Genomic DNA, 10,805 nt, shown 5'->3' with positions numbered 1-10,805 from the left:
GGTGACAACCCGCCGCCTTCTCCCCTTCACAGGCGATGCGTGCCCGCCCGATGCGGCGTAAAGCGGGCCACGCGCCCCACGGGGTTTACCCCCGTCTTTCTGTCTGTCATGAAGCCTGCGAGGCTGTCACAAGGCAAGCGGAACCTTACCGCCCCCGCCGAAAGAACCGCCGCGACCTGCAGGAAAAAGGGGCAGCCCCAGCCCCGACCTGCCGCAAAATCAGGCTTGTCATCATGGCATCTGCGCCCCGCTTCATCCATCTGCGCGTTCACACCGAGTATTCGCTGCTGGAAGGCGCGGTGCCGGTGAAGAAGCTGATCGGGCTTTGCCAGGCGCAGTCGATGCCCGCCGTGGCGGTGACCGACACCAACAACATGTTTGCGGCGCTGGAGTTTTCGGTGCTGGCCGCAGGCGCGGGGGTGCAGCCGATCGTGGGCTGCCAGATCTCGGTCGCGCATGACCCGGCGGCACCGGGCGAAAAGGCGCGGGCGGCGGCGGCGGTGGTGCTGCTGGCGCAGAACGAAGCCGGTTACATGAACCTGATGAAGCTGAACTCGTGCCTCTACCTCGGCAAGGGTGGGCAGTTGCCGCAGGTGACGGTGGAGGAACTCGAAGCCCATGGTGCGGGGCTGATCTGCCTGACCGGCGGTCCGGAGGGGCCGGTGGGGCGGCTGCTTCAGGCCGGGCAGGCGGCCAAGGCGCAGGCGCTGCTGGACCGGCTGGCCGCGATCTACCCGGGGCGGCTCTATGTCGAACTGCAGCGCCACCCCGGCGAGGGCGGGCGGCTGGCGGAAGGCGAGCGGCTGACCGAGCGCGGCCTGGTCGAGATGGCCTATGCGATGGGCCTGCCGCTGGTCGCCACCAACGACGTGTATTTCCCCAAGCCCGAGATGTATCAGGCCCACGACGCGCTGATCTGCATCGCCGAGGGCGCCTATGTCGATCAGCAGGGGCCGCGCCGCCGCCTGACGCCGCAGCACTGTTTCAAGACGGAGGCCGAGATGTCGGCGCTGTTCGCCGATCTGCCCGAGGCGCTGGCAAACACGGTCGAGATTGCCCGGCGCTGCGCCTTCAAGGTCGCCAAGCGCGCGCCGATCCTGCCCAAATTCGCTGATGACGAGGTGCAGGAACTGCGCCGGCAGGCCGCCGAAGGGCTCGCCGCGCGGCTGGCGGTGATTCCCCATGCCGTGCCGGTGGCGGAATACGAGGCGCGGCTGGCGTTTGAATTGGGCATCATCGAGCAGATGGGCTTTCCCGGCTACTTCCTGATCGTGGCCGATTTCATCAAATGGGCCAAGGAGCAGGGCATCCCGGTCGGGCCGGGGCGGGGGTCGGGCGCGGGCAGCCTTGTCGCCTATGCGCTGACCATCACCGATCTGGACCCGTTGCGCTACAAGCTGCTGTTCGAACGCTTCCTGAACCCCGAGCGGGTGTCGATGCCCGACTTCGACATCGACTTCTGCATGGACCGCCGGCAGGAGGTGATCGAATACGTTCAGGCGCGCTATGGCCGCGACAAGGTGGGGCAGATCATCACTTTCGGCGCGCTTCTGTCCAAGGCGGCGGTGCGCGACGTGGGGCGGGTGCTGCAGATGCCCTACGGGCAGGTGGACCGGCTGTCGAAGATGATTCCGGTCGAGGGGGTGAAGCCCGTCAGCATCACCAAGGCGCTGGCAGACGAACCGCGCCTGCGCGAGGCAGCGAAAGAGGAGGTGGTGGCGCGCCTGCTGGAATACGGCCAGCAGATCGAGGGGCTCTTGCGCAACGCCTCCACCCATGCCGCGGGCGTGGTAATCGGCGACCGGCCGCTGGACGAGCTGGTGCCGCTTTATCAAGACCCGAAGTCGGACATGCCCGCCACCCAGTTCAACATGAAATGGGTCGAGGCGGCCGGGCTGGTGAAGTTCGACTTCCTCGGGCTGAAGACGTTGACGGTGATCCAGAACGCGCTCGACCTGATCCGCGCGGGCGGGCGGCCGCTGCATGTCGCACCCGACGGGCGACAGCTTTACCAGCCCCCGCCGGGGGTGGAGGACGACATCGGGCACATCCCGCTCGATGACAAGGCCAGCTATGAGCTTTACGCGGCGGCAAAGACGGTGGCGGTGTTCCAGGTGGAAAGCTCGGGCATGATGGACGCGCTGCGCCGCATGAAGCCGACCTGCATCGAGGATATCGTGGCGCTGGTGGCGCTTTACCGTCCCGGCCCGATGGAGAACATTCCGACCTATTGCGAGGTCAAGAACGGGCTGCGCGACCTGGAATCGATCCACCCGACCATCGACCACATCCTGAAGGAAACGCAGGGAATCATCGTCTATCAGGAACAGGTGATGGAAATCGCGCAGGTCATGGCGGGGTATTCGCTGGGCGGCGCCGACCTTTTGCGCCGCGCCATGGGCAAGAAGATCGCCGAGGAAATGGCGAAGGAGCGACCGAAGTTCATCAACGGCGCCAGGGCCACCCACGGCATCGACGCCAAGAAGGCGGGCGAGGTGTTCGACCTGCTGGAGAAGTTCGCCAACTACGGCTTCAACAAGTCGCACGCGGCGGCCTATGCGGTGGTCAGCTATCAGACCGCGTGGCTGAAGGCCAACCACCCGGTGGAATTCATGGCCGCCGTGATGAACTGCGACATCCACCTGACCGACAAGCTGGCGGTCTACAAGCGCGAGGTCGACAAGCTGGGCATCAGGACCGTGGCGCCCTGCGTCAACGCCTCTGCCGCGACCTTCACGGTGAAGGATGGCAAGGTGGTCTACGGCCTCGGCGCGCTGAAGAACGTCGGCGTCGATGCCATGGGGCTGATCGTGCAGGGCAGGGGCAAGAAGCCCTTCGTCACCCTGTTCGACTTTGCCCGGCGGGTGGACATGAAGCGTGTCGGCAAGCGGCCGCTGGAAATGCTGGCCCGTGCCGGGGCGTTCGATGCGCTCGACGCCAACCGGGCCCGGGTGTTTGACGCGCTCGACGGGCTCTGCGCCTATTCGGCGGCGATCTTCGAGGCGCGCGGCTCGGCGCAGGTGTCGCTGTTCGGTGAGGCGGGCGCCGACCTGCCCGAACCGCGCCTTGGCAGCCGCGACGACTGGCTGCCGGTGGAACGGCTGACCGAGGAGCATCAGGCCATCGGCTTCTACCTGTCCGGCCATCCGCTCGACGACTACATGGGCCCGCTGAAACGCCGCAACGTGATGACGCTGGCCGAACTGACCCGCGCCGCCGAGCGTGGCCCGCTGGTGGCCAAGCTGGCGGGTTCGGTCGCCTCGCGGCAGGAAAAGAAATCGGCCAAGGGCAACCGCTTCGCCTTCGTCCAGCTTTCCGACCCGACCGGGCTTTACGAGGTCACGGTGTTCTCCGACACCCTGGAACAGGCGCGCGACGTGCTGGAACCGGGGCAGAACGTGGTGCTGACCGTCGAGGCCAATCTGGAGGGCGACACGCTGAAGCTGCTGGCCCGCGCCGCCCAGCCGATTGATGCGGTGGCGGCAGAGGCGGGGGCCACCAGCCTGCGCATCCACCTGAACCGGGGCGAGGCGGCGGCCTCGGTCGCGGCGCTGTTCGCCCGCGTGCTGGCCGAGGGCGGCAAGGGCCGGGCGGCGGCGCGCGGACAGATCATCCTCTGCGTGCCCGACCCCGCGACGGGGCAGGAGATCGACCTGACGCTGCCGCGCGACTATCCGGTGACGCCGCAGATCAAGGGCGCGATCAAGGCGATGACCGGCGTGGTGATGGTCGAGGAAATCTGAACCCTTCGGGTTTCTTCTTGGCCCAAATACCCCTCAGTCGCCGGGGCACAGCGCGCTGCTACCAGTGCGGCGGCTTCTGGTCGGCCAGCGGCGCGCTGCCGCTGTCGGCCTCGCGCTCGGCCTCGCGTTCCAGCAGCAGCCCGACGCGGCGGCCGAGCCGCTCGATCTCGCGGCCCTGGCGGGTCACCATGTCGGACAGGTCTTCGACCGCGCGGGTCAGGTGTGCGATCCGTTCTTCGGTGTCTATCCCGGTCATGGCGGCCCCCTGTCCGTGTTGCCGCGTTCCATAAACCATGCGACGCCATCGTGCATCCGAAACCTGCGTCCCCGTCGCCGGCTTGTGGCCCCGCGCCCCATCCGCTACACGCGGCCCGACGATCAGCGAAGGGTTGCGCGCATGTCCAGGGACAAATCCCCCCGCCGCCCGAAGGCGGAAACGCCCAAGGGCTTCCGCGACTATTTCGGCGCCGAGGTGACCGAGCGCAAGGCGATGCTGGACCGCATCGCCGAGGTCTATCACCGCTACGGCTTCGACCCGCTGGAAACCAGCGCGGTGGAAACGGTCGAGGCGCTGGGCAAGTTCCTCCCCGACGTCGACCGCCCGAACGAGGGCGTCTTCGCCTGGCAGGACGAGGACAAGGACTGGCTGGCGCTGCGCTACGACTTGACCGCCCCCCTCGCCCGCGTCGCAGCCCAATACCGCAACGACCTGCCCAGCCCCTATCGCCGCTTCGCGATGGGCCCGGTGTGGCGCAACGAGAAGCCGGGTCCGGGGCGGTTCCGCCAGTTCTATCAGTGTGATGCTGATACGGTGGGGTCGGCGAGCGTGGCGGCGGATGCCGAGATATGCATGATGCTTGCGGATGCTCTGGAGGCCGTCGGGATCGAGCGCGGCGACTATGTGATCAAGATCAACAGCCGCAAGGTGCTGAACGGGGTGATGGAAGTCGCAGGGGTATTGGATCCATCAGATCCAGATAAATTCGCTCATGAACGCGGTATCGTGTTGCGTGCTATAGACAAGATCGACCGCCTTGGACTGGTTGGAGTGCAGGCACTCTTGGGTGCGGGGCGACAAGATGAAAGTGGAGACTTCACCAATGGCGCTGGTTTGGCCAACGATCAAATTGCAGTCGTAGTGGGCTTCCTTAATGCTGGCAACATGATGTTCAGCGATAGCTCTCGTATGACCGCAAACCGTCTGATGCAAACCGGCCAACCCATCGCTTTTGCGGGAGGCGCACGGGCCAATGCATTTGCATTGAATTTTCTGTCCGCCGTTGTGAAGAATTCACCCACTGGAATGGAAGGGGTCCATGAACTCGAAACCATCGCTTCCCTCCTCGCCGCCCAAGGCTACGGTCCTGACCGCATCGTCATCGACCCCGGCATCGTCCGCGGCCTCGGCTACTACACCGGCCCGGTCTATGAGGCGGAACTGACCTTCGAGATCCTCGACGAGAAAGGCCGCAAGCGCCAGTTCGGCTCGGTGGCCGGCGGCGGGCGGTATGATGGGCTGGTGGAGCGGTTCACCGGGCAGAAGGTGCCTGCGACCGGCGTTTCCATCGGGGTGGACCGGCTGCTGGCGGCGCTGCGCGCCAAGGGGCGGGCGGGGACCGATGCGGCGGGGCCGGTGGTGGTGACGGTGATGGACCGTGACCGGATGGCCGACTACATGGCGATGGTGGGCGAGTTGCGCGCGGCGGGCATCCGGGCCGAGGTCTACCTCGGCAACCCCAAGCAATTCGGCAACCAGTTGAAATACGCCGATAAACGCAAAAGCCCCATCGCGGTGATCCAGGGCGGCGACGAGGCGGCGCGCGGCGTGGTGATCCTGAAGGATCTGGTGCTGGGCGCGCAGATCGCGCAAAGCGCCACGCTGGAGGAATGGAAGGACCGCCCGGCGCAGATCGAGGTGCCGCGTGACGGGCTGGTGGCCGCCGTGCAGGCGATGCTCGCGCGATGAACCGGCTTCCCGCACTGCAGCACGGGGCGCGACCGGCACGCCGGCTGGGGGTTCCCCGTGCGTGCCGCACGGGGGACGGCAAATGATCGCAACCATACCGAAATCCGCCATCCGGGCCGAGGCTGAGGCGCTGTTTGCCGCGTTTCAGGCGGCGGGCGCGGTGCCGGTCGAGGCCGATATCCTGCTGCCCGCCGAAACCCTGCTCGACCTCTACGGCGAGGATATCCGCGCGCGCGCCTATGTCACGCAAGACCCGCTGCGCGGCGAGATGATGCTGCGCCCCGATTTCACCGTGCCGGTGGTGCAGGCCCACATGGCACACGGGGCCGAGCCGGCCCGCTACACCTACCGGGGCGAGGTGTTCCGCAAGCAGGATCATCTGGGCCCGCGCGCCAGCGAATATCTTCAGGTCGGGTTCGAGGTGTTCGACCGGACCGCGCCCGAGGCGGCGGATGCCGAGGTCTTCGCGCTGTTTGCCACGCTGCTCGCACCCCTGGGCCTGCGCGCCGCGACGGGCGACATCGGCATCCTGATGGCGGCGGTGCGGGGGCTGGCGACGCCGCCGCGCCGCAAGGCCGCGCTCTTGCGCCACATCTGGCGGCCGCGCCGGTTCCGGGCGCTGCTGGACCGTTTTGCCGGGCGGGTGCCGCTGCCGCAGGCGCGGGTGCAGTTGCTGGAACGGCTGGCCGCCAACACGCCAGAGGCACTGATGCGGGCGGCGGGGGCAATGATCGGGCTCCGCGCGGCGGAAGACATCGCCGCCCGCGCCGCCGCGCTGATCGAGGATGCGCAGGCCGACCCGATCAGCGAAGCCGAGGCCGCGAGCCTTGACGAACTGCTGGTGCTGGGCGGCCCGGCCACGGCGGCGCTGGACGAACTGCGCCGGATCGGGGCACGGATGCCTGCCATCGCCGCCGCCGTCGATGGTTTCGCCCGGCGGCTGGACGCGCTGCGCGCGCGCGGCATCGACGTGGATGCGCTGCCGTTCGAGGCGAGCCACGGCCGCAGCACGCTGGAATACTACGATGGCTTCGTGTTCAGCTTCCACGCCGCCGACGCCACGCTGCCGCCGGTCGCCTCGGGCGGGCGCTACGATGCGCTGACGGCGGTTCTGGGGCAGGGCCGGTCGATCCCGGCGGTGGGCGGGGTGATCCGGCCCGCACTGGTCGCCGGGCTGAAGGGCGGTGCGGCATGGGGCTGAAGATCGGGGTGCCGTCCAAGGGGCGGCTGATGGAAAAGACGTTTGAATGGTTCGGCGCGCGCGGCATCACCATGCGGCAGGCCGGGGCGGAACGGGAGTATTCCGGCGCGGTGGAAGGCATCGGCGGTGTCGATCTGGTGCTGCTGTCGGCGGGCGAGATTCCGCGCGAACTGGCGGCGGGGCGGGTTCACCTCGGGGTCACCGGGTCCGACCTCGTGCGCGACAAGCTGGCCGACTGGCCCGCGCAGGTGGCCGAACTGGCGCCGTTGGGGTTTGGCCATGCCGACCTGATCATCGCGGTGCCCGCCTGCTGGATCGATGTCGACACGCTCGACGACCTCGACGCGGCGGCGGCGGCGTTTCGTGCGGCGCATGGCCACCGGCTGCGGATCGCCACCAAGTATCACCGGCTGGTGCGCGAATTCCTGACAGCGAACGGCGTGGCCGACTATCAGTTGGTTGACAGCCAGGGGGCCACCGAGGGCACGGTGAAGAACCTGACGGCCGAGGCGATTGCCGACATCACCTCGTCGGGCGAGACGCTGCGCGCCAACCACCTGAAGGTGCTGTCGGACGGGCTGGTGCACCAGAGCCAGGCGGTGCTGTTCGCCTCACGCAGCGCCGACTGGGAGGCGGGGAACCGCGCCGTTCTGGCTGGTCTGGCGGGGCGGATCGGGGTGGCGGTGCCAGCGGGGCTGTAGGCCGGGACGCGATTTTTCTACGAAAAATCCCCCTTGCGCCGCCGGGAGTGTGCCGGATTTTTCGTAGAAAAATCGTGTGACCCGCTCATCGCAACCCGATTTCGGCCAGCGCCTGCGCCAGCGCCGGGGGCAGCGGCTCTTCCCGGGCGCGGCCCTGCGGCAGGTCGCGCGGCGATTCGGCGGGGTCGAGGTAGCGCCAGCCCTGGAACGGCCGCCGGGCGGCGCCTTCGGTGCGGATCACCGCTGCGTCCAGCGCGATGGCGCAGCGGCGGATGCCGTCGTCGCCGGTCACTTCCTCCAGCGCGACGATCCTCTGGCGGGCCAGGATCACCCCCTTGAAAACCCAGTAGAGCGAGCCGCCGTTCAGAAGTTCGGCCTCGCGTTTCGGCCACATCCGGGTCACATGCACCGGCGTGCCCCCCGGCCAGTCGCGGCTGGTCTGCCAGGCGATCAGGTCTTCGACCCGGTCGGCACCGACGCAGAGCTTCAGCAGATTGACATGATCGGCCACGGTGTTCTCCTGCACAGACCGCTCAACATAAGGGGCCCGCGCGGCAAGGCAAGGCAAGCTTTTGTGTTGCCGCCCCGGGCAGCGGGGTCTATCCTTGCCTGCCCGTCCCAGCCCCCAGCCCGAAGGTTCGCCCCCATGACGCGTTTTGCAACCCCCATCGCCGAGCAGATCTGGGACATGAAGTATCGGCTGAAGGACGAGACGGGCGCGCCGGTCGACGGGTCGGTCGAGGACAGTTGGCGGCGCATCGCCCGTGCGCTGGCGGTGAGCGAGGCCGATCCGGTCTTGTGGGAAGACCGCTTCTATCGTGCGCTGGAGGATTTCAAGTTCCTGCCCGCCGGGCGCATTACCGCGGGTGCCGGCACCGGCCGGGCGGTGACCCTGTTCAACTGCTTCGTGATGGGCACGATTCCCGACAACATGGCGGGCATCTTCCAGATGCTGAAGGAGGCCGCGCTGACCATGCAGCAGGGCGGCGGCATAGGCTACGACTTCTCGACCATTCGGCCGCGCGGGGCGGAAGTGAAGGGGGTGGCCGCCGATGCCTCGGGCCCCCTGTCGTTCATGGATGTCTGGGACGCGATGTGCCGCACCATCATGTCGGCGGGCAGCCGTCGCGGCGCGATGATGGCGACCATGCGCTGCGACCACCCCGACATCGAGCAGTTCATCGAGGCCAAGAAAGACCCGGCCCGTCTGCGGATGTTCAACCTTTCGGTGCTGGTCACCGACCCGTTCATGGCGGCGGTCAAGGCCGACGGCCCTTGGGAGCTGGTGTTTGACGGCCGGGTCTACCACACGCTGGCGGCGCGCGACCTGTGGAACCGCATCATGCGGTCGACCTATGACGTGGCCGAGCCGGGGGTGATTTTCATCGACCGGATCAACGCGATGAACAACCTCGCCTATGCCGAGACCATCGCCGCCACCAATCCCTGCGGCGAGCAGCCCCTGCCGCCCTATGGCGCCTGCCTGCTGGGCTCGATCAACATGGCGGCGCTGGTGCGTGATGCCTTCACGCCCGAGGCGGTGCTTGACCCGGTGGCACTGGATGCGCTGGTGCGGGTGGCCGTGCGGATGATGGACAACGTGGTGGACGTTTCGCGCTTTCCGCTGCCCGAGCAGGCGGCCGAGGCCCGCGCCAAGCGCCGCATCGGCCTGGGAGTCACCGGGCTGGCCGATGCCCTGCTGATGCTGGGCCTGCGCTACGGGTCGCAAACCGCTGCGGCGCAGACCGAGGACTGGATGCACGCCATCGCGCGCGCGGCCTACCTCGCCTCGGTCGACCTCGCGCGCGAGAAGGGCGCCTTCCCGCTGTTCGACGCCGGGCCCTACCTCGCCTCGGGCTCGCTGCGCCACATGGATGCCGACGTGCGCGACGCCATCGCCACCCACGGCATCCGCAACGCCCTGCTGACCTCGATCGCCCCCACCGGCACCATCAGCCTCTACGCGGGCAACGTGTCGAGCGGCATCGAGCCGGTGTTCGCCTATGCCTACACCCGCAAGGTGCTGCAGAAGGACGGCTCGCGCTCCGAGGAAGAGGTGGTCGACTATGCCGTGCGCCTGTGGCGCGAGAAGATGGGCGACGCCCCGCTACCCGCGCATTTCGTCAACGCCCAGACCCTGCCGCCGCTCGACCATGTGCGGATGCAGGCGGCGGCGCAGAAATGGGTCGATTCCAGCATTTCCAAGACGATAAACTGCCCCGAGGACATCAGCTTCGACGATTTCAAGGAAGTCTACATGGCCGCCTGGGATCAGGGCTGCAAGGGCTGCACCACCTACCGCCCCAACGCCGTGACCGGCTCGGTGCTGACGGTTTCGGAAAGCGCCGACAGTGCGGCGGGCGAGGCGCCCGAGGCCGCGCGCGGCGACGGTGGCGAGGTGGTCTACCTTTCCGAACCGCTGGACCGCCCGGCCGCGCTCGAAGGCCAGACCTACAAGATCAAGTGGCCGGGGTCGGAACACGCGCTCTACATCACCCTGAACGACATCATCGTCGCGGGCCACCGCCGCCCGTTCGAGGTGTTCATCAACTCCAAGAACATGGAGCATTTCGCCTGGACCGTGGCGCTGACCCGGATGATCTCGGCGGTGTTCCGGCGCGGCGGCGACATATCTTTCGTGGTCGAGGAACTGAAGGCGGCGTTCGACCCGCGCGGCGGCGCCTGGATGGAGGGTCGCTACATCCCCTCGATCCTCGCCGCCATCGGCGGGGTGATCGAGAACCACCTCGTCAGCATCGGCTTCATCGCGGGCGAGGGGCTGGGCCTGAAAGCCGACCCCAAAGCCACCCTCGCCACCCTGCAACGCCCCGGCAAGGCCTGCGAAAGCTGCGGCAGCTACGACCTTCGCATGATCGAAGGCTGCATGACCTGTGCATCCTGCGGGCAATCGAAATGCGGGTGAGGGGGCTCTTGTTTTTGGAGTGAAATGCACCGGAAAGTTTGTCCTTTCCGGTGCGTTTTTTGTCCATCGGAAGGGGCATAGTTTGTCCATCGGCCTCCAAACGGGTCTTTTTGCACGGAAATCCTCCTGAAACGGGGTCCGACCCCTCGGGGCCGAAATGCCCGACCTTCCGGGCTTGACGGCTGCGAAAATCGGATGCATCCAGACGGCATGAACAGGACCATGCCCTCACGGCTCATACGAGCGATCCCCATCTGACCCCGCTCGCCGG

The 10,805-nt window shown here is 67.5% G+C and carries 7 protein-coding genes; 5 read left to right on the top strand and 2 right to left on the bottom strand.

From position 1 onward, the window contains the following. The first annotated feature begins 233 nt into the window (after positions 1-233). Entirely contained in the window at positions 234-3,743 is a 3,510-nt protein-coding gene (gene dnaE, locus RNZ50_06010) for a DNA polymerase III subunit alpha (GenBank protein MDT8854590.1), read from the top strand. Positions 3,744-3,801: 58 nt separating this feature from the next. On the opposite strand, the gene RNZ50_06005 is transcribed toward dnaE, so the two are convergent. Then, positions 3,802-3,999, bottom strand: a complete 198-nt coding sequence (locus RNZ50_06005; GenBank protein ID MDT8854589.1) for a SlyX family protein — start codon at positions 3,997-3,999, stop codon at positions 3,802-3,804. A 141-nt stretch (positions 4,000-4,140) separates the two neighbouring features. On the opposite strand from RNZ50_06005, the gene hisS reads away from it, so the two are divergent. The 3 genes from hisS (at position 4,141) to hisG (ending at position 7,611) form a co-directional block, all read left to right on the top strand. Further along, positions 4,141-5,709 (top strand): histidine--tRNA ligase, encoded by a 1,569-nt coding sequence (hisS, locus tag RNZ50_06000; GenBank protein ID MDT8854588.1) that lies wholly within the window; start codon positions 4,141-4,143, stop codon positions 5,707-5,709. 94 nt (positions 5,710-5,803) lie between these two features. Beyond that, positions 5,804-6,910, top strand: coding sequence for an ATP phosphoribosyltransferase regulatory subunit (locus RNZ50_05995; protein MDT8854587.1), 1,107 nt, complete (start codon positions 5,804-5,806; stop codon positions 6,908-6,910). Next, positions 6,901-7,611 (top strand): ATP phosphoribosyltransferase, encoded by a 711-nt coding sequence (gene hisG, locus RNZ50_05990; GenBank protein ID MDT8854586.1) that lies wholly within the window; start codon positions 6,901-6,903, stop codon positions 7,609-7,611. The genes RNZ50_05995 and hisG overlap by 10 nt, the downstream gene beginning before the upstream one ends. Before the next feature lie 85 nt (positions 7,612-7,696). Here the strand turns inward: hisG and RNZ50_05985 are convergent, their stop codons facing one another. Next, a complete protein-coding gene (locus RNZ50_05985) occupies positions 7,697-8,122 on the bottom strand; it encodes a DUF1489 domain-containing protein (protein ID MDT8854585.1) in 426 nt (141 codons plus the stop codon). A gap of 135 nt (positions 8,123-8,257) precedes the next feature. On the opposite strand from RNZ50_05985, the gene RNZ50_05980 reads away from it, so the two are divergent. Continuing rightward, the gene (locus RNZ50_05980) at positions 8,258-10,534 is read left to right on the top strand and encodes an adenosylcobalamin-dependent ribonucleoside-diphosphate reductase (GenBank protein ID MDT8854584.1); all 2,277 of its coding nucleotides are present in this window, start codon (positions 8,258-8,260) and stop codon (positions 10,532-10,534) included. The last annotated feature ends 271 nt before the right edge of the window (positions 10,535-10,805 follow it).

Source organism: Paracoccaceae bacterium Fryx2 (assembly GCA_032334235.1).
GTDB lineage: Bacteria > Pseudomonadota > Alphaproteobacteria > Rhodobacterales > Rhodobacteraceae > JAVSGI01.
This window is presented reverse-complemented; position numbering and strand designations above follow the sequence as displayed.